This window comes from Shinella zoogloeoides, assembly GCF_033705735.1.
GTDB lineage: Bacteria > Pseudomonadota > Alphaproteobacteria > Rhizobiales > Rhizobiaceae > Shinella > Shinella zoogloeoides_A.
The window spans coordinates 673,389-694,787 of sequence record NZ_CP131130.1; the positions used below are offsets into that span (position 1 = coordinate 673,389).

A 21,399-nucleotide genomic window follows, 5' to 3' on the forward strand; every position below is an offset into this window, starting at 1 on the left:
GGCTTTGCGCCGGAAGTTGCCTGAAAACACAAGATTGACGGACACCATGACCGAAGAAAACCAGACCCCCGCCGAGACCGGAACGACCGGTGAGGGCGCGACCCACTCGGGCTTCGTGGCGCTGATCGGCGCGACCAATGCCGGCAAGTCGACCCTCGTCAACCGCCTCGTCGGCGCGAAGGTGTCGATCGTCAGCCACAAGGTGCAGACGACGCGCGCCATCGTGCGCGGCATCGCGATCCACGATAACGCCCAGATCGTCTTCATGGACACGCCCGGTATCTTCAAGCCGCGCCGCCGGCTCGACCGCGCCATGGTCACGACCGCCTGGGGCGGCGCCAAGGATGCCGATTTCATCATGTTCCTGATCGACAGCGAGCGTGGCCTCAAGGGCGATGCCGAGACCATCCTGGAAGGCCTGAAGGAGGTCCATCAGCCGAAGATCCTCGTCCTCAACAAGGTCGACCGGGTGAAGCCGGAGGACCTGCTGAAGCTGACGGCGGCGGTGAACGAGGTCGTCAAGTTCGAGCGCACCTTCATGATCTCGGCCCTCAACGGCTCGGGCTGCGAGGACGTGATGAACTATCTCGCCGCCGCGCTGCCGGAAGGCCCCTGGTACTATCCGGAAGACCAGATCTCCGACCTGCCCATGCGCCAGCTCGCCGCCGAGATCACCCGCGAAAAGCTGTTCCTGCGCCTGCACCAGGAGCTCCCCTATTCCTCGCATGTCGAGACGGAGAAGTGGGAGGAGCGCAAGGACGGCTCGGTGCGCATCGAGCAGGTCATCTATGTCGAGCGCGACAGCCAGAAGAAGATCGCGCTCGGCAAGAACGGCGAGGCGATCAAGGCGATCTCCATGGCCTCGCGCAAGGAGCTGTCGGATATCCTCGAACAGCCCGTGCACCTCTTCCTCTTCGTGAAGGTGCGCGAGAACTGGGGCGACGACCCGGCCCGCTTCCGCGAAATGGGCCTGGATTTCCCGACGTCCTGATCGGAGCGCATATTGCGGATTTGCCCCTCACCCTAACCCTCTCCCCGCAAGCGGGGAGAGGGGACTTGCCCCATGGGTGGGTAATGAGTCGGGAAACCGGTGCGGCATATCCCTTCTCCCCGCCCGCGGGGAGAAGGTCCCGGCAGGGGGATGAGGGGCAGCCCCCCTCGTCATTTTCTAAGAGACCTCACGCCCGAGCGCGCCGTTCCGGCTTCTGCGCGCCCTCGCGCGCCTTGTCGATGAGCCGCTGCATGGCCCAGATGCCGAGATCTTCCAGGGTGAGGGGGCGGCTGATCAGGTAGCCCTGGTAGAGGTCGCAGCCCGCCGCGGCGAGCAGCGTCATCTTCTCGGTCGTATCGATGCCCTCGGCGATCACCGACATGTCCTGCGCGTGGCAGAGCGCGACGAGCGCCCGCAGCGTCGGCAGGGCCGCCGAGCGGGTGAGGCTTTCGACGAGCGCGCGGTCGAGCTTGATGGTCTCGGCCGGATATTCGATGATCTGCTGCACCGAGGTATAGCCCGCCCCGAAATCGTCGATGGAGATGCGGAAGCCGCGGCTGCGCAGGATCTCGATATTGCGGCGCGACTGCTCGCCGAGCTTCACCGCGAAGGTTTCCGTCAGCTCGATCTCGATGAGGCGCGTGTCGACGCCGTGCCGGTCGGCACACTCGCAGAAATGGTCGCTGATCGACTTCGTGTAGAGTTCCGCCGACGAGATGTTGATGCAGAGGATCGTCTCGGCGCCGAAGAGCTTGCGGATCCGGCCATGGTCGGCCATGGCCCGGTCGATCACCCACCAGTCGATCTTGCTGAAGAGGCCGGTGGTCTCCGCGATCGGGATGAACTCGTCCGGCGTCACGCTGCCGAGTGCGGGAGAGGTCCAGCGCAGCAGCGCCTCGCAGCCCGTCACGCGGCCGTGGCCGTCGACGATGGGCATGTAGACGAGATGGAATTCCTCGTCGGGATCGAGGACGCGCAACTCCTCCTCGATGCGGCGCTGGCGGGTGCGCTTTTCGTGCAGCGAGCGCGAATAGCGGGCCGAGCCGTTCTTGCCCTGCGATTTCGCCTGATACATGGCCGCATCGGCATTGGCGATCAGCTCCGGCAGGGTACGGGCATCTTCCGGATAGACGGCGATGCCGATGCTCGCCGTCACCGGATAGGCCTTGTCCAGAACCTCGAAGCCTTCCGCAAAGAGCGAGAGGATGTTGTTTGCCATTTCGGTAATCGTGCCGCCGCCCGGCTGACAGCGCAGCATGATGGCGAATTCGTCGCCGGAAAGGCGGGCGAAGAGGCCGTCCGGCAGGCCGCGATCCGCGACGATGCGGGCGACGATGGCCGAGATGCGGTCGGCAAGCGTCTTCAGGAGCTCGTCGCCGATCTTGTGGCCGTGCTTGTCGTTGACGAACTTGAAGTTGTCGACGTCGATGAAGAGCAGCGTGCAGCCGAGGCCGGCTTCCTCGGCCTCTTCCAGAAGCTGCGTGGAGCGGATGTTGAAATATTCGCGGTTGGAAATGCCCGTCAGCGTATCCGTCCAGGAAGCGTTCTGCACGAGGTCGAAGGACTGCATGGAATGGTCGTGCAGCCGTTTGACATTGGCCGAAAGACGGCCGATCTCGCCCACTTCGTCCATTGCCAGGATGCCGCTGCGGCTGCCGGTCATGACGTCTGTAAGCTGGCGGTCGAGCCGCGCGATGGGATTGGTGATGTAGCGCCGCACGAGCAGCAGAACGAGGCCGATGGTGCAGAGGCTGAGCGCGATGGCGCCGAGCGCGAGCAGGCTCTTCAGCGTCCCCAGCCGGCTTTCGAGGAAGGCGGCGTCGGGCGTCAGGCGCGCGAAGAGCGAGGGGCCGAGCGTCGCGGTGGCCGAGAGCGCACCTTGCGCCAGGAACTGGTGCTGCCCGATCTCGATCGCCGCGCCATATTCCTTTTCGAGCGTGCGCTTCATCTCGAGGAAGGCATTGGGCCGCACGGCGGTCTGCACGAGGATCGCGCTGTCCTTGGCGCTGGCGACCGGCCGGTTGAAGGTCAGCGGATCGATGAATTCGGAATGCACGATCAGCGGCTCGATGCCGGCCGTGTCGAGATAGGCCCAGGACGAAAGGCGCGGGCTCGCGATGACCTGCCGGGCATGGGCGAGCTGCTGCGGCGTGATCTCGGCGAACGGATCGGCGCTGTCCTCGTAATAATAGTCGACCGTCAGCGGCGGGCGGATGATCGCGACCGAGATGAACTTCTTGCGGTCGTCGGAAAGCGAGGTGATGCTCTGCTGCAGGCGCACGCCGAGCGCCGTGCTGCGATAGCCCGCATCCGGCTCGTTGACGAAGAGGCGCACCGTATCGCCGGCGACCAGCGAATAGATGAGGCTGCGGTTCTGTGTCACCTCGTTCTGGAAGAGGGCGGTGAGCAGGCCCATCTGCTGCCACAGGCGCGCGCGCTCCAGCCCGAGGATCGCGGAGCCCTGGACATAGTAGATGAGGGAGGCCGCGAGCACGTAGCCCGCCAGCACGACCGGGAAGATGAGGGCGAGGGCGCGTTTACCGAGCGTCACTGAGTTGGGCCAGACTGCTGATGATGCGGCGGCGGGCCTGGACCGATTGGACGGTCAGTTCCTCCTGAAGCTGGCTTCTGGCCAGGATTTCCGGTGCGGCATAGATTTCGGGATTGGAGCGGATGTCTTGCGGCAGCAGCGCGAGCGCTGCGGTGCTTGCGGTGGGCATGTTGAGCTTGAGGGCGTTGCGCGCGCCGTTCTTCGCATTGCTGATATAGTCGACCAGCCGCAGCGCGTTCGCCTTGTCCCGCGAGCGCTCGCTGACGGTGATGCAGTCGAGCCAGGAGAGCGTGCCTTCCTTCGGCACGGCATAGCGCCAGAGGCCCGGCGCGTTGACCTTGCCGTTCAGCGTGTACTGGTCGCCGCTATAGCCGAGCGCCATGTAGATATTCGGCCCCTTGTCGGCGCTCTGGATCGAGGTGATGACGTAGTCGTAGGTCAGCACATAGGGAAGCTGCACCTTCATCAGCTCGAACGCCGCCTTCAACGTTTCGTTGTCGTTGGCATTGACCGACTTGCCGAGCAGCACGAGCGGCGCGACGAAGGCCTCCGCATGGTCGTCGTACATGGCGATGTGGCCGCGCAGGCTTTCCGCCGGCTTCATCAGGTCCGCCCAGGAGGAGGGCGCCTCGGTGATCTTGTCGGAACGGTAGAGGATGCCCATCGTGCCCCAGAGATAGGGCACGCCATAGCCGCCGCAACGCTTCGTCCAGCCTTCCTCGAAGTCCTTCAGCGCGGGCACGTTCTTGCGGTCGAGCGCCATGATGATGCCGCGGTTGCCGTAGAGCTTCGCGCCGTTCTCGTTGGTGACGACCACGTCGATATTGCTGTTCGGATCAGCGAGGATCTCGTCGCGGGCATCGCCGCTGTCGTAGAAGATCTGGCGCACCTCGATGCCGGTCTCGACCGTGAAATCGGCGAGGATCTGCTCGTCGATATAGGTTTCCCAGATGAGGAGGTTGAGCGTCGCCGCGTGGGCTGGAGCGGCCGCGGCGATGGCCGTCAGAGAGACTGCTGCAAGAAATGCGCCGCGCATGCCGAAGGCCCCGTTGCCGTTACGCAAGGCAGGATAGTCGGCAAGGCTTTATGAAGGGTTACAACCACCAAGCCCCCTTTTTTGTCCATTCAACCCTGATGCGGCGGCGCAAGGCTGCGCGGCCGGTGATATATTGTGGACGTGGCCCGCCGCGGCAGGCCCGGTGGTTGGCCTGTCGCCATGCGCTCACTATGGTCGCCGCCCGCACCATCACGAGGAGTTCGACATGGCCCCGACACCGCTCAAGATCGCCAACCTGATCGCCGCCGAGATCAAGGCGACCTCCGTGCAGGTCTCCGCCGCCGTGGAGCTGCTGGACGAGGGTGCGACCGTGCCCTTCATCGCGCGCTACCGCAAGGAGGTGACGGGCGGCCTCGACGATACGCAGCTGCGCACGCTCGCCGAGCGGCTGACCTATCTGCGCGAGCTGGAGGCCCGCCGCGCCTCGATCCTCGATTCCATCGCGGGGCAGGGCAAGCTGACGGATGAATTGGCCGCCAAGATCGCCACGGTCACCACCAAGGCCGAGCTCGAGGACATCTACCTGCCCTACAAGCCCAAGCGCCGCACCAAGGCGGAGATCGCCCGCGAGCGCGGCCTCGGCCCGCTGGCCGAGCAAATCCTTGCCGACCGCGCGCTGGTGCCGGCCGAACTGGCGGAAAAGTTCCTTTCCGCCGAGGTGCCGGACGTGAAGGCCGCGCTGGAAGGCGCGCGCGACATCGTCGCCGAGCAGTTGACGGAAAATGCCGACCTCCTCAAGCGCCTGCGCGAATACATGAAGGACAACGCCTTCCTGCGTTCCCGCGTCGTGGAGGGCAAGCAGGAGGCCGGCGCCAAGTTTTCCGACTATTTCGACCACACCGAACGCTGGGCGACCGTTCCGGGCCACCGCGCGCTCGCCATGCTGCGCGGCTGGAACGAGGAGTTCCTGTCGGTCGATATCGTCGTCGACCAGGACAGCACCGAGCCGGTCAAGCCCGTCGAGCGCATCATCGCCTCGTTCTATGCCGTCGGCACGAAGCCGGGCGACAAGTGGCTGGCCGAGGTGATCGGCTGGACCTGGCGCGTGAAGCTTTCCATGTCGCTCTCTCTCGACCTGATGCGCGAGATGCGCGAGCGCTCGGAAGAGGAGGCGATCCGCGTCTTCGCCCGCAATCTCAAGGACCTGCTGCTCGCCGCGCCCGCCGGCACGCGCGCCACGATGGGGCTCGATCCGGGCATCCGCACCGGCGTCAAGGTCGCCGTGGTCGACAATACCGGCAAGGTGGTCGAGACGACGACGGTCTATCCCTTCCCGCCGAAGAACGACGTGCGCGGCACGCAGGCCGAGCTTGCCTCGCTGATCCGCAAGCACAAGGTCGAGCTGATCGCCATCGGCAACGGCACGGGCAGCCGCGAGACGGAAAAGCTGGTGGCCGACATGCTCGCCCAGCTTCCCGCGCCCAAGCCCACCAAGGTCATCGTCTCGGAGGCCGGCGCCTCGGTCTATTCCGCGTCTGAAACGGCGGCCGCGGAATTCCCGAATCTCGACGTCTCGCTGCGCGGGGCCGTCTCCATCGCCCGCCGCCTGCAGGATCCGCTGGCGGAGCTGGTGAAGATCGAGCCGAAATCGATCGGCGTCGGCCAGTATCAGCACGACGTCGACCAGGGCAAGCTTTCGCGCTCGCTGGACGCGGTGGTGGAAGACGCGGTGAACGCCGTCGGCGTCGATCTCAACACGGCCTCCGCGCCGCTGCTCGCCCGCGTTTCCGGCCTGGGGAAATCTTCGGCGGAGGCCATCGTCGCGCATCGCGATGCGAACGGCCCCTTCGAGAGCCGCAAGGAGCTGATGAAGGTCTCGCGCCTCGGCGCGCGCACCTTCGAGCAATGCGCCGGCTTTCTGCGCATCCCGAACGGTAAGGAGCCGCTCGATGCCTCCTCCGTGCACCCGGAAGCCTATGGCGTCGCCAAGAAGATCGTCGCCGCCTGCGGGCGAGACCTGCGCGCCCTGATGGGCGACAGCGCGGCGCTGAAGGCGCTCGACCCGAAGGTCTTCGTCGACGAGCGCTTCGGCCTTCCGACCGTCAGGGACATTCTCGCCGAACTCGAAAAGCCCGGCCGCGACCCGCGCCCGGAATTCAAGACCGCGACCTTCGCCGACGGCGTCGACGACATCAAGGACCTCAAGGTCGGCATGCTGCTGGAAGGCACGGTGACGAACGTCGCGGCCTTCGGCGCCTTCGTCGATATCGGCGTGCATCAGGATGGCCTCGTGCACGTCTCGCAGCTCGCCGACCGCTTCGTCAAGGATCCGCATGAGGTGGTGAAGGCTGGCGATGTGGTGAAGGTGCGGGTGACGGAGGTGGACGTGCCGCGCAAGCGCATCGGCCTTACCATGCGCAAGGACGGCGGCGCGCCGGCCGCCCGCGACAATGCGCCCCGGAATGACCGCACTGCCGGCATGAAGCCGAAGTTCAGCCAGGCCGCGCCGAAGCAGCAGGCGCCCGCGCAGGGTGCTTTCGGGGCCGCGCTCGCCGAGGCGATGAAACGGAAATAGGGGCATGAGCCCAAATTTTCCTAATGGCTGGCGGCAGAAATCGTCGTTTGCCTTGTCCCTTATGCTCGCCCATAGTCGCGGTGTGGGCGGGCTGAACGGGCTGGGGCAAGGCGCACCGGTGCCCGAAAGACAGGAAAATACACGATGACGATCACGATTTCACGCCGGCAGGCGATTGCCGGCGCTTTCCTTGCCGTTCCCGCGGTCTCCGCGTTTGCCGGCACCGCGGTGGCGGCCGGGGAGGGCAACCTGGAAAAGCGGCTTGCGGAACTCGAAGCGCGGCACAAGGGCCGCATCGGCGTTGCCATACATAATCTCGCGACGGGCGCCCGGCTCGGCCACCGTGCCGACGAACGCTTCCTGATGTGCAGCACCTTCAAGGCGCTGCTGGCAGGCCATATCCTCGCCCGCGTCGACCGCAAGGAGGAAGACCTCGATCGCCGTATCGTCGTGAAGAAATCCGACCTCGTGGACTGGTCCCCGGTAGTGGAGAAGCGCGTTGGCGGCGACGGGATCTCGATTGCCGAACTCTGCGCGGCGACGATCACGCTCAGCGACAATGCCGCTGCCAATCTCCTGCTTGCGGCCTCCGGCGGACCGAAGGCGGTGACGCAGTTCCTGCGCGGCTTCGGCGACGAGGTGACCCGCCTCGACCGCACCGAGCCCAAGCTCAACTACCACGATGCGCCGGACGACGAGCGCGACACGACGACTCCGCTCGCCATGACCGAAACGCTGCGCCGGCTGGTCTTCTCCGACGTGCTTTCGCCATCGTCGAAGGCGCAGCTTGCCGCCTGGCTGGTGATGAACAAGACCGGCGACACGCGGCTGCGCGCCGGCTTCCCGGCGGACTGGATGACCGGCGACAAGACCGGCACGAACGGCGACAAGCAGGGTAATGCCAATGACGTGGCCGTCGCCTGGTCGCCGGATCGCGGCGCGATCGTCATCACGGCCTTCTGCGAGATCCCCGGCATTTCCGGCGACGAGCGCAATGCCGTCATTGCCGAGATCGGCCGCATCGCCGCCGAGGTCTGATCCTTGGGGGCGCTGCCGAAGGGCGGCGCCTTTACCCTTCGAGGTCGGCTTGCAGCGCCGAAAGCACGGTCATCGCATGGCCGGCATATTGGCTGATCCAGCGGTCGTGGATCGCCTGGATCGGCAGGGCGTTGAGATGGTTCCAGCGCTCGCGGCCCTCGCGGCGAGGAATGATCAGCTCGGCCTCTTCCAGCACCTTCAGGTGCTGCATGACCGTGCAGCGGTCCATCTCCGGAAACCTTTCGCAGAGCGCGCCCGTTGTCAGCGGCGCATCCCTGATCGCATCCAGCATCTGCCGCCTTTTGCCGTTGGCGAGCGCCTTGAAAACGGCGTCCTCTTTCGATTCGCTTGACATGTTATGTTTTTATAACATATTTTGACCGGGTACAAGATCGAGAAGAGGGCGGGGTAGCGCCCAAGGAGGACGGCATGACGCTGGAATTTCGCGTGAACGGCCGGATCGGCAAGCCGGTCGCCGAGGTTTTCGATGCTGTGGTCAATCCGAAGAAGCTGAGCGGCTATTTCACCACGATCGGTGGGGCGAGTGCACCGCTGGTCGAAGGCACGACGGTGACATGGTGGGGCATGGCCCCGGTCATCGTCGACAAGGTGGAGAAGGACGCGCTCATCGTCTTCCGCTGGGACGCCATGGTCGACAAGGACGAGGAGCCCTACAAGACGCGCGTCGAGATGCGCTTCAAGCCGCTTGAGGACGGCGGCACGATGGTCACCATCGCCGAGACCGGCTGGCGGGAGAACGACCGCGGCCAGAAATCCTCCTACATGAATTGCGAGGGCTGGTCGCAGATGCTCGCCTGCATGAAGGCCTATGTCGAATATGGCATCAACCTGCGCGAGGGCTATTACCCGAGCGAGATGAAGGGCGTCGTCACATCCGAGCAGCAGGATTTCACCTGATGCGGAAAGGCCGCTATCGCTGTGAAGCGATAGCGCCCTTTGAAAGCCGGATTTGACGGTCCCTAGATGGCGGCCGGCGGCACGAAGCCGTTGGCCGCCGCCACCGGCGTTGTCTCCTCCGCAGGGGTCTGATGCTGCAGCACGACGACGCGGCTGCCGCTCGGCACGCGGCCGTAGAGGTCGATGATGTCCTGGTTGAAGAGGCGGATGCAGCCGCTCGAAACGGCCTTGCCGATCGACCACGGCTCGGACGTGCCGTGGATGCGGAACAGCGTGTCCTTGCCGTCCTTGTAGAGATAGAGCGCGCGCGGCCCGAGCGGATTGGTCAGGCCCGGCTCCATGCCGTTCGCCCATTTGAGGTTCCGTTCCGGCTCGCGCTTGATCATGCTCGGTGTCGGCGTCCAGCGCGGCCATTCCGCCTTGCGGCCGATGCGCGCCGCGCCCTCGAATTCCAGTCCCGCCTTGCCGACGCCGATGCCGTAGCGCATCGCCATGCCTTCACCCTGCACGAGGTAGAGGAAGCGGTTCTGCGTATCGATGACGATCGTGCCGGCCGGCTCCATCGTCTGGTAGGCCACCTGCTGGCGGAAATATCTCGGGTTCACCCGGCTGATGTCCATCGCCGGCAGCGGGAAGCGCTCTTCCGGCTGCGGCCCGTACATGGCGACATGCATCGGATCCGGCCCCTTCCTCACCGGCTTTGCGGTGGTGACGCAGCCGGCAAGCGTTGCGGCGACGGCGAGAAGGGCGAGGGCGCGGGACACACACATGAAAGGGCACCTGTATCTGGAACTGCAATGCGGCCTCTTGGCCTTGGCCGGGGTCTATAAAGCCAAAGGCGGCGCCGGCAGGGCGAGAAGAAAGCGAAACTGTGGCAAGGGGTTAGGTGTGGCGATATGGCCACGCACCCATGCTTGGGATTGCCCCTCATCCGCCTGCCGGCCGTTCTCCTCGGCTGCGGGGAGACGGTGAGGGGCAAGGCAGCATGCGCTGCGCTTGCTCCCGCCCCATCGAGGGCGTAAGGCTTTGCCATGCAATGGAGTGACGAAGCCATCGTTCTGGGCGTGCGGCGCCACGGCGAGACGTCGGTGATCGCCGAGGTGATGACGCGTGGCCGCGGCCGGCATCTCGGCATGGTGCGCGGCGGCCGGTCGCGGACAATGCAGCCGGTGCTTCAGCCCGGCAATTCCGTTGAAGTGACATGGCGCGCGCGGCTCGACGAGCATCTCGGCGAGTTCCGCCTCGAGCCGCTGGAGCTTCGCGCCGGCCGCCTCATGGAGACCGCGACGGCCGTCTACGGCGTGCAGGCCATGGCGGCGCTGCTGCGTTTCCTGCCGGAGCGCGATCCCCATCCCCATCTCTACGAGGCGCTGTCGGTCATCCTCGACCATCTGCACGAGCCGGCCGATGCCGGCGAGCTCTTTATCCGCTTCGAGCTCGCCGTGCTGAACGACCTCGGCTTCGGCCTCGATCTCCTCGAATGCGTGGCGACCGGCAGCCGCGACGACCTCTGCTACGTCTCGCCGAAATCCGGCCGCGCCGTCTCGCGCGCGGCGGGCGCGCCCTGGGCGGACAAGATGCTGGCGCTCCCTGCCTTCCTCGGCGACGAGAGCCGGCACGCCGCCGATGCCGCCGCGCTCGCCGACGGTTTTCGCCTGACCGCCTTCTTCCTCAACCGCCATGTCTGCGAGCCGCGCGGGCTGGAGCTTGCGAGCGCCCGCGAAGGCTTCGTGCAGGCGGCCTTGAAGGCGCTCGGCCGGCAGGACGGGGAACGCAGGGAGGCGCATGCATGACGGTCGAAATCTATCCGGGGATGACGGTTGCGGGTGTCGGCACGCTGCCGCTCGACGTGGTGGCGCGCGACGGCGGCCTCAAGGTGCTGCGGGCGATGCTTGGCGGCGATCTGCCCGCGCCGCCGATGGCAAGGACCCTCGCCTTCAGTATGACCGAGGTGGAGGAGGGGCGTGTCGTCTTCGCCGGCATGCCGTCCGCCGACCATCTCAACCCGCTCGGCACGGTGCATGGCGGCTGGACCGCCACGGTGATGGATTCGGCGCTCGGCTGCGCCGTCTTCTCGACGGTCAGGCCGGGCGAGGCCTATACGACCATCGAGTTCAAGCTGAATCTCGTGCGCCCCGTTCTGCCCGGCATGGGCGAGGTGTTCTGCGAGGGAAGGATCGTCCATCGCGGCCGCACCATCGCCACGTCGGAAGCGTGGCTGCGCGACGGCAAGGGCAAGCTGCTCGCCCACGGCACGGAGACCTGCGCCATCTTCCCCATCGAAAATCTGATGCGCTGAGCGGCGAAGAGATCGCCTGCCTGAAACGTAACTACGTTTGGCGTTTGAGAAAAACCGGGTAGTGTTCCGCCCGGACAGTGCCGCTCTGGAGTCGCAATGCTTGAAATACTCGGCCTCGTCGCCTTTGGCCTGGCGCTCTATACCCTCAATGCCTCGCGCAACAGCGCGCAGAAGCTCGGCGATGAGGTGATGCGCCTCCGACAGGAGGTCGAGGCCCTGAAGGCGGGCGGCGTGCCCCTTGCAGCGGCGGCCCCCGCCGAAGAGACGGCCGAAGCCGCGACGGAAGAGCTGCCCGAGCCGCCGGCGGAGGAGGAGGGTTTCTCCAGCCCCTGGGCGGCGGCGCAGGCGGACGAGGCCGGCAAGGGCCGCTCCATCTTCGGCGGCGACACGCCCGCCGTGCCGGCCGATGCCGTGGCCGCAAGCGAGACGGCGGAAGAGACCGTCGCCGTGCCGCCCGCCGCCGCGCCGGCAAGGCCGAAGGAAAGCTTCGAGAGCCGCATCGGCGCGCGCTGGGCCGTCTGGGTCGGCGGCATCGCGCTCGCGCTCGGCGGCATCTTCATGGTCAAGTATTCCATCGAGGCGGGACTTCTCAGCCCCGCCGTGCGGCTGTCGCTCGCGGCGCTCTTTGGCCTCGTGCTGATGGCGGCCGGCGAATTCGTGCGCCGCCGCACCCAGCCGCTCATCGCCAACGCCTTCCAGAACGCCATGATCCCCGGCGTGCTGACGGCGGCGGGCGCCATCACGCTCTTCGCCGTGACCTATGTCGCCTATGCCTTCTACGCCTATCTCGGCGCGCCGGCCGCCTTCGTGCTGCTCGCCGTCGTCGCCTTCGCCACCATCGGCCTTTCGCTGCTGCACGGGCAGGCGCTGGCCGGCCTCGGCCTGCTCGCCTCGCTGCTGACGCCCGCGCTGGTCTCGACCAGCGAGCCGAACCCGTGGGGCCTCTTCGGCTTCCTCGGCATCGCCTGGCTTGCCACCTTCGCCGCCTCGCGCATCCGCCGCTGGCAGGTCGTGCCGGCGCTCGCCAATGTCGGCATGGCCCTCTGGGCCTTGCTCTATCTCTCGCAGGCCGACACGGTCGAGGTGATGCCGGTGCTGCTGGCCATGCTCGTGCTCGCCCTCGGCCATGGCCTGCTCTGGCCGGGCGGCATCACCGCCGAGGAGATGCCCGCGCCAACGGGCGCTGCCTCCGCCGATCCGCTCGACCGTCTCTTCGCCCCACCGGCCGTCGCGGTGTCGCTGACCGGCGCGCTCGCCATGCTCTTCCCGGCGCTGATGCTCGCCGGCAAGGTGCCCGTGGTCGCCTCCGCCGATTACGGCTTCGTCGCCGTCGTCCTCGCGCTCGCGCTGCTCGGCGCGCTACGCTGCTGGGCGATCTATCCGGCCGTCATCTCCGCCGTCGGTGCGGTGGCCGGCACCGTGGCGATGTCCGCCATGCCGGTCGGCCTGTTCATCGATACGCTTGGCGTGGTCGCCCCGCCGACGCTCGACGGGACGACCCTGCCGGTTCCCGTCCTCGGGCCGGCTCCCGTCCTCGGCTCGGTGCCGGTCGGTCTGCTGCTGGCGCTTGCCGTCGCCTATGCGGCCGTCGGCCTTGCGGCGGTACGCCTGCGCCTTGCCGGCTCCGGCCTCTTCGCCGCGATCTGGAGCCTGCTGGCGCCGGCCGTGCCGCTGGCGATCCTCGCGATCAGCTTCCTCACCTTCGGCAATCTCTCCTTCGACCTGAAGCACGGCCTTCTCGCCGTCGTCCTCGGCCTCGTCTTCCTCGGCGCGGCCGAGGCGTTCTCGCGCGGAAGGCAGGAGACGGACGGCGTCTTCGTCCCGCAATGGGCGCTCGCCGCCGGAGGCTTCGCCTTCCTCGTCCTGGCGCTGCACGCGCTGACGGACGGCCTTGCCACCACGCTCGGCATCGCGCTTCTCGGCGCCGCCGCCGTCTTCGCCACGCGCCTTCGCCGCTGGCCGGTGCTGCCCTGGCTGATGGTGGGCACGGCCCTCGTGGTCGCCGGCCGCATCGCCTGGGAGCCGACCATCGTCGGCGCCGCGAACCTTTCGAAGGTGCCGGTCTTCAACCAGCTTCTCGCCGGCTACGGCATTCCGGCCGTGCTGCTCGCGCTGTCGGCCTTCGAGCTGCGCCGCTGGCCGGATCTGCGCATCCGCAATCTCCTCCAGGCGCTCGCCAGCCTCTTCCTGCTGCTGACCGCCGCCATCCTCGTGCGCCACGGCATGAACGGCGGCGTGCTCGACAGCTCCGTGCCGACGCTCGGCGAGCAGGCGATCTACACGCTGCTGGTCATCGGCGCCTCGGCGACCATGATGTCGCTCGATCTCAAGTCGCCGAGCCCGGTCTTCCGCTATGGCTCCATGGCGGTCGGCGGGCTTTCTGTCCTTTCGGTGCTGAGCGCCCATTTCATCGGGCTCAATCCCTATTTCACCGGCGAGCTGCTCGGCAGGTGGCCGTTCTTCGACCTCTTGCTGATCGGCTATCTCATTCCCGGCATCGCCTATGGCGGGCTTGCCTGGTATGCGCAGAACCGCCGGCCGCTGCCCTATGTCATCATGCTGGCGCTCACCGGCGTCGCGCTCGCCTTCGCCTGGGTCACGCTCTCCGTTCGCCGCTACTGGCATGGCGAGGGCATCGCCGACTGGAAGGGTTTCCTCCAGCCGGAGACCTATACCTATTCGGTCGTCTGGCTGCTGCTCGGCGTGGCGCTGCTCGCCGTCGGCTCGAAGTTCGATTCCAAGAGCATCCGCCTTGCCTCCGCCGGCCTCGTGCTGATCGCCGTCGTCAAGGTCTTCCTCATCGACATGTCGAACCTCGAAGGCATCCTGCGGGCGCTCTCCTTCATCGGCCTCGGCGCGGTGCTGATCGGCATCGGCCTGTTCTACCAGAAGATCCTCTCGGGAAAGGCCGGGACGGAGGAAAAGGTGGAATTGAACGCACCGTCCTGACGGGATAGGTCTCGGGCAGTCTTTTTCGGGGTGCCCATGTCCTTCACCTGCCTCGCCGCCGCCTTCTCGCCCCTCGGGGACCTTGCCGGACGCCTGCTGCCGCAGGCCTTCGCCGCCGATGACGGCTCGCACGACGCCGCCCATCTCATCCGCGTGTGGAAGAGCGCCCGGCGCATCCAGGCGGAGGAGGGCGGGGACCTCCGGCTCCTCGCCGCCGCCGTGCTGCTGCATGATTGCGTGGCGGTGGAGAAGAATTCGCCGCTGCGCCGGCAGGCCTCGCGCCTTGCCGCCGAAAAGGCCGCGGGCCTTCTTGCCGCCGAAGGCTGGAGCGAGGCGGACATCGCCGCCGTCGCCCATGCCATCCTCACGCACAGCTTCTCCGCCGATATCCCGCCGGAAACGCTGGAGGCGAAAATCCTGCAGGACGCCGACCGGCTGGACGCCATCGGCATGGTCGGCGCGGCGCGCTGCTTCTATATCGCGGGCCGCATGGGCAGCGGCCTCTACGATCCGCTGGATCCGCTCGCCGAGCACCGCCCCCTCGACGACAAGGCCTTCGCCATCGACCATTTCGAGGTGAAGCTCTTCCGGCTGGCAGATGGGTTCCGCACGAAGGCGGGCGCGCGCATGGCCAAGGCCCGCACGGAGCGCCTGCGCGCCATCCGCGACATGCTTCTGGATGAAATCTGAGCGAAAACATGCTTTTGTGCCGCCGGATTGAATCGATCCGGCAAGGCGTTGAATCGAAGTTTCAGGAAAGGTCGTCCCATGAAGGTCGAGGCTCTCAATATCTATCCGCTGAAGAGCGGCCGGGCCATTCCCGTCGAGAGCGCGTCCGTGCGCCGCGATGGCCTTGCCGGCGACCGGCGCTTCATGATCGTCGAGCCGGACGGCCGCTGCATCACCCAGCGCGAGTTGCAGGCGTTGGCGCGTGTCGAGGCGACGCCGGTCGGCGAGAGCCTGCATCTGGAGATGGAGGGCCGCCAGCTCTTCGCGAGCTTCGAGCCGGAAGACCGCCTCGACGTGACGATATGGGATACGCCCGTCAATGCCGCGGTGGCCGACGAGGCGGTGAACGAGGCGCTGTCGGACTGGTTCGCCCGGCCCGTGAAGCTGGTGCACATGGATTCGGCGGCCCACCGCGCCGAGGGCGAGGAGTGGGCCGGAAAGCCGGTGCCGGTGCGTTTTGCGGACGGTTTTCCCGTTCTCGTCACCACGACGGGGTCGCTGGCCGACCTCAACCGCACGCTCGTCGCCAAGGGGCAGGAGCCGGTCGGCATGGACCGCTTCCGCACCAATATCCTCGTCACCTGCGAGGAGCCCTGGCAGGAGGATTTCTGGCAAACCATCGAGATCGGCGGCGTCACCTTCGACCTCGTCAAACCCTGCGCCCGCTGCATCATGACCACGCAGGACCAGATGACCGGCGAGCGCATCGGCGGCAACCCGATCCAGGGCCTTGCGGAAAAGCGCATGTCGGCCGACCGCCGCGTGCCCGGCGTCCTCTTCGGCTGGAACGCGGTGCCGCGCGGCGAGGGTGACATCCGCCTCGGTGACGTGGTGGAGGTGAAGGGCACGCGCGCCGATCGCTGGCCGCTCAAGGTGCGGGCGTGAATCTCGCCCGCTCTTCCATCAACCCGGTTGATCGTCCGCTCAATTAAATTCGCTTTCGTTCATCGATGGCGGCGCGTAGGTTCCGTGTCCCTGGAGCAATTCCAGCAAAAGCGTGAAGCGGTTTTGCGTCCTGGAATTGCGTGAAGAAAAAGAATTAGAGCGTTTTCGCGATTCGAAGAAAAGCGGAAATGCTCTAATGGAGACCACCATGTCCGCCACCACCGTTACGGCTCCGGCCGCGAGCCGGCCGATGCCCTGGCTCATCATCGTCGCCGGTTCGCTGATCGCCGTGCTGACCTTCGGCCCGCGCTCGGCGATGGGTTTCTTCCAGCTTCCGATGCTGCAGGATACCGGCTGGGACCGCACGACCTTCGGCCTCGCCATGGCCCTGCAGAACCTCGCCTGGGGCGTCAGCCAGCCCTTTTTCGGCGCCATCGCCGACAAGTTCGGCACATGGCGCGTGCTGCTCGTCTCGGGCCTCGTCTATGCGCTCGGCCTGTTCCTGATGTCGCTCGGCACATCGCCGCTCTGGCTGCATGTCGGCGGCGGCGTGCTGGTCGGGCTCGGCGTCGGGGCCGGCTCCTTCGGCATCCTGCTCTCCGCCTTCGCGCGCAACGTCACGCCGGACCAGCGTTCCATGGCCTTCGGCATCTGCACGGCCGCCGGCTCGGCCGGCATGTTCCTCTTCGCGCCGCTCTCGCAGGGGCTGATCAGCGCCTTCGGCTGGTCCGACAGCCTCGTCTGGCTCGGCGTCATGATGCTTCTCGTGCCGCTCCTCGGCATTCCGCTGCGCGGCAATTCCTCCTCCGGCATCACCGCCGCCAGCGAATACAAGCAGACCATCGGCGAGGCGCTGAAGGAGGCGCTCGGCCACCGCAGCTACCTGCTGCTCACCGCCGGCTTCTTCGTCTGCGGCTATCAGGTCGCCTTCATCACCGCGCATTTCCCGGCCTATCTCGGCGATATCGGCATCGATGCGCGCTATGCGGTGATCGCGCTGGCGCTGATCGGTTTCTTCAACGTCATCGGCTCGCTCGCCGCCGGCTTCATCGGCCAGCGTTACTCGAAGCCCTATTTCCTCGCCTATATCTACCTTGCCCGCTCGGTCGCGGTCTCGGCTTTCATCCTCCTGCCGAAGTCGCCGGCCTCCGTCATCATTTTTGCCGTGGTGATGGGCCTGCTCTGGCTCTCCACCGTGCCGCCGACCAACGGCCTCGTCGCCATCATGTTCGGCACCAAGCATCTCGGCCTGCTCGGCGGCATCGTCTTCCTGTCGCACCAGATCGGCTCGTTCCTCGGCGTGTGGATGGGCGGCTATCTCTACGACCATTTCGGCACCTACGATCCGGTCTGGTGGCTGGGCGTCGTGCTCGGCCTCTTCGCGGCGATCGTGCACTGGCCGATCGAGGAGAAGGGCGTCGCCCGCCCGGCGATGGCCTGATTCGAAACGGTATCGCCGCCCGAAGGAATTCGGGCGGCGCCGCCTTGCAAAGCGTCATAAAAGTTTCTAAATCTGAACCACCGGCAATGCCGGTTTTGTTTTACAGCCATTATGCTCAATATGAGCAAAATGGCGAAGCCGCCGGAAACGGCGGAGGAGGAGGGTTCCATGACCGTTCTGGCCCAGCATGCAGTGGAGGCCGAAGCCGCACGTCCGCTGACCGCCGCGGAGCGCTTCGGCGTCGCCGAAAAACCGGACCTTGCCTTCACGCCGGAGATCGCCCGCGAGACCGAGCACCTCTACGAGAAGGTCAAACAGTTCATTCCCGCCTTCGAATGGCCGGTCTACGCGCCCTATGTCGCAGCCATCAACCGGCTGAAGAAGGAGCGCGGCGCGGTCATCCTCGCGCATAATTACCAGACGCCGGAAATCTTCCACTGCGTCGCCGACATCGTCGGCGATTCGCTGCAGCTTGCCCGCGACGCCACCCGGGTCGATGCCGAGATCATCATCCAGTGCGGCGTGCACTTCATGGCCGAGACCTCCAAGCTGCTGAACCCGGAAAAGACCGTCCTCATCCCGGATGCGCGCGCCGGCTGCTCGCTGTCGGAATCGATCACCGGCGCGGACGTGCGCCTGCTCAAGCAGCGCTATCCCGGCGTACCGGTCGTCACCTATGTCAACACGTCCGCGGACGTGAAGGCGGAGACGGATATCTGCTGCACCTCCTCCAACGTGCTCGCCGTCATCGAGAGCCTTGAGAGCGACACCGTCCTCTGTATCCCGGACGAGTATCTGGCGATGAACGTCGCCAAGCAGACCAACAAGAAGATCCTCACCTGGAAGGGCCATTGCGAGGTGCACGAGCGCTTCACCCCGCAGGAACTGCTCGCCTACAAGGAAGCCCATCCCGGCATTGAGATCATCGGCCACCCGGAATGCCACCCGGACGTCATCGCCGTCTGCGACTTCGCCGGCTCGACGGCGGGCATGATCAACTATGTGAAGGACAACCGTCCCGCGCGCGTGCTGCTCGTCACCGAATGCTCCATGGCCTCCAATATCCAGGCCGAGCTTCCCGGCGTCGATTTCGTCAAGCCGTGCAACCTCTGTCCGCACATGAAGCGCATCACGCTGCCGAAGATCCTCGACAGCCTTGTGAACATGACGGAGGAGGTTCTGGTCGATCCGGCGATCGCCGATCGGGCGCGCCTTGCCGTCGAGCGGATGGTGAACTTGAAGCAGTAACGTGGCTGGCTTTCTGATCGCGGAAGGCAGAGCGCGGACGGTGCGGTTTTCGATCTCCCCCCTTGTGGGGGAGATGCCCGGCAGGGCAGAGGGGGGTGAGCCTCCTCGTCAGTGCGGGCCGCCACCCCCCTCTGTCACTTCGTGACATCTCCCCCACAAGGGGGGAGAACAGTCTGGTGCACGTCGGAGGAAAGACAAATGCCCATGGAAAGTTTCCGCCCGCAATCGTGGAACGGCATCGACGATATCGTCATCGTCGGCGGCGGGCTTGCGGGCCTGTTCTGCGCGCTGAAGCTCGCGCCACGCCCCGTCACCATCCTTGCCGCCGCGCCCATCGGGCAGGGCGCGTCCTCCGCCTGGGCGCAGGGCGGCATCGCGGCGGCGATGAGCCCCGGCGACACCTTCGACAAGCATGTCGCCGACACGCTGGAGGCGGGCGCCGGCATCGTCGACGAGAAGATGGCGCGCTTCATGGTCTCCGAAGGCCCGGCGCGCATCCATGACCTGCTCGAATACGGCGTGCCCTTCGACCGCGACCTCGAAGGCAAGCTCCTGCTCTCCCGCGAAGCCGCCCATTCCGAGCGCCGCATCGTGCGCGTCAAGGGCGACATGGCCGGCAAGGCCATCATGGAGGCGCTGATCGCGGCCGTGCGCAACACGCCGTCGATCCGCGTGCTGGAAGGCTATGTCGTCGAGGAGCTGGTGCGCGAGGGCCGCTTCATCTCCGGCGTCGTCGCCCGGCCAGATGCCGGCCAGTCGAAGAACCGCGTGCATTTCCCCGCCCGCGCCGTCGTGCTCTGCTCGGGCGGCGTCGGCCATCTCTTCGCCGTCACCACCAATCCGTGGGAGGCCTGCGGACAGGGCGTCGGTATGGCCGCCCGCGCCGGCGCGATCATCGCTGATCCGGAATTCGTGCAGTTCCACCCGACCGCCATCAATATCGGCCGCGATCCCGCGCCGCTCGCCACCGAGGCGCTGCGCGGCGACGGCGCGCATCTCGTCAATTCCGCCGGCCATCGCTTCATGCTGGATATCCACCCGGATGGCGAGCTTGCCCCGCGCGACATCGTCTCGCGCGGCGTCTTTGCCGAGGTGCAGGCCGGCCGCGGTGCCTTTCTCGATTGCACCAAGGCCGTCGGCGCGCATTTCCCCGACATGTTCCCGACGGTCTATGCCTCCTGTAAGGCCGCCGGCATCGACCCGGTCACCCAGCCGATTCCCGTCGTGCCCGCCGTGCATTATCACATGGGCGGCGTGCTGACGGATGCCGAGGGCCGCACCTCCATCGACGGCCTGTGGGCCGCCGGCGAGGTCACCTCCACCGGCGTCCACGGCGCGAACCGCCTTGCCTCCAACTCGCTGCTCGAGGCCGTCGTCTTCGCCGCCCGAATCGCCGAGAACATCAAGGGCATGCTGCCCGAGCCGAAGATCAACGACTGGGGCAAGAATGCCGGCGAGAGCGACGACCTCGTCACCATCGAGGACAGCCCCGCGCTCACGCGCCTGCGCCATGTCATGAGCGACCAGGCCGGCGTCATCCGCGATCGCGACGGCCTTGCGGCCGCCATCCGCGAGATCGCCACGCTGGAGCGCGAGAACAGCCGCATGCGCTTCCACAATATCGTCACCACGGCAAAGCTCATCGCCGTCGGCGCCTGGCTGCGCGAGGAAAGCCGCGGCGGCCATTTCCGCTCGGATTTCCCCGAGCAGAAGGCGAACTGGAAGCACCGCACCTTCCTCACGCTCGCCGAGACCGACAAGGTGGTCGCCGAGCTTTCGGAAACGGCGGCGGCCTGACGCCGCCGCTTGAGACACAGTGAAACGGGACAAGCAGCCATGACCACCCCCTATCTCCCCGTCCTTTCGCCGCTGATGGTGGAGGAGCAGGTGCGCGCGGCGCTTGGCGAGGATCTCGGCCGGGCCGGCGACATCACCAGCCAGGCGACCATTGCGCCCGACATGACGGCGGCCGCCGAACTGAACATCCGCGAGGACGGCGTCGTCGCCGGCCTCGATCTCGCCCGCGCCGCCTTCCGCCTGATGGATCCCGCCATCCGCTTCGAGACCTTCGTGAAGGACGGCGACACGCTTTCGCCGGGCACGGTGATCGCCAGGGTCTCTGGCCCGGCCCGCGCCGTGCTGTCCGCCGAGCGCGTGGCACTCAACTTCCTCATGCATCTGAGCGGCGTCGCCTCCTACACGGCGCGCTTCGCCCGCGAGATCGCCCACACGCCGGCCAGGGTCTGCTGCACGCGCAAGACCATTCCCGGCCTCCGGGCGCTTGAAAAATACGCCGTGCGCATGGGCGGCGGCTCCTCGCACCGCTACGGGCTCGACGACGCGATCCTCATCAAGGACAACCACATCGCCGTCGCCGGCGGCGTTGCCGGGGCTATTCGTGCCGCGCGGGCCTTCGCCGGCCATCTCGTCAAGGTCGAGGTGGAGGTGACGAGCCTTGCGGAGCTGGAGGAGGCGCTTGAAGCGCAGCCCGACGTGATCCTCCTCGACAATATGGGGCCGGAGCTCCTGCGCCGCGCCGTCGAGATCAACCGTGACAATGCCGGCCTTGCCGATGCCGTCTATGCGGCAGACCCGCGCCGCGTGAAGCTCGAAGCCTCCGGCAACGTGAACCTTTCGACGATCCGCGCCATCGCCGAGACCGGCGTCGACTATATCTCGACGTCCAAGATCACCATGGCCGCCCCGACGCTCGACATCGGCCTCGACGTCGTGCTGCGCTGAGCGCGGGAACACCCCAACGCAGGATGCGTTCCGGTT

Annotated in this window: 17 protein-coding genes; 13 read left to right on the forward strand and 4 right to left on the reverse strand. The window is 66.5% G+C overall.

From position 1 onward, the window contains the following. Positions 1-46: 46 nt before the first annotated feature. The gene (era, locus tag ShzoTeo12_RS03300; RefSeq protein WP_318911270.1) at positions 47-991 is read left to right on the forward strand and encodes a GTPase Era; all 945 of its coding nucleotides are present in this window, start codon (positions 47-49) and stop codon (positions 989-991) included. Between the two features lie 187 nt (positions 992-1,178). Here era and ShzoTeo12_RS03305 read toward each other — a convergent pair whose 3' ends face one another. Both ShzoTeo12_RS03305 and ShzoTeo12_RS03310 read right to left on the reverse strand, forming a co-directional pair. Further along, positions 1,179-3,542 (reverse strand): putative bifunctional diguanylate cyclase/phosphodiesterase, encoded by a 2,364-nt coding sequence (locus ShzoTeo12_RS03305; RefSeq protein ID WP_318911271.1) that lies wholly within the window; start codon positions 3,540-3,542, stop codon positions 1,179-1,181. Then, positions 3,529-4,578, reverse strand: a complete 1,050-nt coding sequence (locus ShzoTeo12_RS03310) for a spermidine/putrescine ABC transporter substrate-binding protein (protein ID WP_318911272.1) — start codon at positions 4,576-4,578, stop codon at positions 3,529-3,531. The genes ShzoTeo12_RS03305 and ShzoTeo12_RS03310 overlap by 14 nt, the downstream gene beginning before the upstream one ends. Before the next feature lie 226 nt (positions 4,579-4,804). On the opposite strand from ShzoTeo12_RS03310, the gene ShzoTeo12_RS03315 reads away from it, so the two are divergent. Beyond that, a complete protein-coding gene (locus ShzoTeo12_RS03315) occupies positions 4,805-7,114 on the forward strand; it encodes a Tex family protein (RefSeq protein ID WP_318911273.1) in 2,310 nt (769 codons plus the stop codon). Positions 7,115-7,258: 144 nt separating this feature from the next. Next, a complete protein-coding gene (gene bla, locus ShzoTeo12_RS03320) occupies positions 7,259-8,152 on the forward strand; it encodes a BKC/GPC family carbapenem-hydrolyzing class A beta-lactamase (protein WP_318911274.1) in 894 nt (297 codons plus the stop codon). 31 nt (positions 8,153-8,183) lie between these two features. Here the strand turns inward: bla and ShzoTeo12_RS03325 are convergent, their stop codons facing one another. After that, a complete protein-coding gene (locus ShzoTeo12_RS03325) occupies positions 8,184-8,507 on the reverse strand; it encodes an ArsR/SmtB family transcription factor (protein ID WP_119258833.1) in 324 nt (107 codons plus the stop codon). A 74-nt stretch (positions 8,508-8,581) separates the two neighbouring features. On the opposite strand from ShzoTeo12_RS03325, the gene ShzoTeo12_RS03330 reads away from it, so the two are divergent. Further along, positions 8,582-9,070, forward strand: coding sequence for an SRPBCC domain-containing protein (locus tag ShzoTeo12_RS03330; RefSeq protein WP_318911275.1), 489 nt, complete (start codon positions 8,582-8,584; stop codon positions 9,068-9,070). A 62-nt stretch (positions 9,071-9,132) separates the two neighbouring features. On the opposite strand, the gene ShzoTeo12_RS03335 is transcribed toward ShzoTeo12_RS03330, so the two are convergent. Next, positions 9,133-9,840, reverse strand: coding sequence for a L,D-transpeptidase (locus tag ShzoTeo12_RS03335; RefSeq protein ID WP_318911276.1), 708 nt, complete (start codon positions 9,838-9,840; stop codon positions 9,133-9,135). A gap of 261 nt (positions 9,841-10,101) precedes the next feature. Between ShzoTeo12_RS03335 and recO the strand changes: the two genes are divergently transcribed. From recO to nadC, 9 genes are all read left to right on the forward strand, one after another. Continuing rightward, positions 10,102-10,863 (forward strand): DNA repair protein RecO, encoded by a 762-nt coding sequence (gene recO / locus ShzoTeo12_RS03340; protein WP_318911277.1) that lies wholly within the window; start codon positions 10,102-10,104, stop codon positions 10,861-10,863. Then, positions 10,860-11,369, forward strand: a complete 510-nt coding sequence (locus tag ShzoTeo12_RS03345; protein ID WP_318911278.1) for a PaaI family thioesterase — start codon at positions 10,860-10,862, stop codon at positions 11,367-11,369. Before recO ends, ShzoTeo12_RS03345 begins: the two co-directional genes overlap by 4 nt. A 96-nt stretch (positions 11,370-11,465) precedes the next feature. Then, positions 11,466-14,318: a DUF2339 domain-containing protein gene (locus ShzoTeo12_RS03350; RefSeq protein WP_318911279.1), complete on the forward strand. Its 2,853-nt coding sequence runs from the start codon at positions 11,466-11,468 to the stop codon at positions 14,316-14,318. Between the two features lie 36 nt (positions 14,319-14,354). Then, a complete protein-coding gene (locus ShzoTeo12_RS03355) occupies positions 14,355-15,008 on the forward strand; it encodes an HD domain-containing protein (RefSeq protein WP_318911280.1) in 654 nt (217 codons plus the stop codon). Positions 15,009-15,086: 78 nt separating this feature from the next. After that, positions 15,087-15,932, forward strand: a complete 846-nt coding sequence (locus ShzoTeo12_RS03360; protein ID WP_318911281.1) for an MOSC domain-containing protein — start codon at positions 15,087-15,089, stop codon at positions 15,930-15,932. A gap of 208 nt (positions 15,933-16,140) precedes the next feature. Further along, positions 16,141-17,373 carry an MFS transporter gene (locus ShzoTeo12_RS03365; protein WP_318911282.1) on the forward strand — a complete coding sequence of 411 codons (1,233 nt, stop codon included), beginning with the start codon at positions 16,141-16,143 and terminating at the stop codon, positions 17,371-17,373. Between the two features lie 168 nt (positions 17,374-17,541). Then, a complete protein-coding gene (nadA, locus tag ShzoTeo12_RS03370; RefSeq protein WP_318911283.1) occupies positions 17,542-18,621 on the forward strand; it encodes a quinolinate synthase NadA in 1,080 nt (359 codons plus the stop codon). 198 nt (positions 18,622-18,819) lie between these two features. Next, the gene (locus tag ShzoTeo12_RS03375) at positions 18,820-20,418 is read left to right on the forward strand and encodes an L-aspartate oxidase (protein WP_318911284.1); all 1,599 of its coding nucleotides are present in this window, start codon (positions 18,820-18,822) and stop codon (positions 20,416-20,418) included. A gap of 39 nt (positions 20,419-20,457) precedes the next feature. Beyond that, on the forward strand, positions 20,458-21,363 hold the full coding sequence (gene nadC / locus ShzoTeo12_RS03380; RefSeq protein WP_318911285.1) for a carboxylating nicotinate-nucleotide diphosphorylase: 906 nt from the start codon (positions 20,458-20,460) through the stop codon (positions 21,361-21,363). The last annotated feature ends 36 nt before the right edge of the window (positions 21,364-21,399 follow it).